Source organism: Halioglobus sp. HI00S01 (genome assembly GCF_001635445.1).
In the GTDB taxonomy this organism is placed as follows: domain Bacteria; phylum Pseudomonadota; class Gammaproteobacteria; order Pseudomonadales; family Halieaceae; genus Halioglobus; species Halioglobus japonicus.
Window position 1 is genome coordinate 1 of sequence record NZ_LWEE01000275.1, and the last position, 215, is coordinate 215.

At 60.0% G+C, this 215-nt stretch carries 1 pseudogene; it reads left to right on the plus strand.

Annotated elements, in window-relative coordinates:
• Nucleotides 1–215: pseudogene (locus A3709_RS24125) on the plus strand (hypothetical protein); the annotation flags it as partial.

A 215-nucleotide genomic window follows, 5' to 3' on the forward strand; every position in this document is an offset into this window, starting at 1 on the left:
TCTTCTGGCCAACGGCGATCCCGCGCGCGCGGAGGTTTTGTGTTCGCGCGCACTTGAAACGCATCCGCAAGACCAGCTTGGGCTGGCCTACCTGGGCACTGCGTGGCAGATGCTAGGCGACGCACGCGAACACTGGCTGATGGACTATGAGACCATGGTCAATACCGTGACGCTCACACCGCCAGAGGGTTACTCAGATATTCGCGTCTTCATGG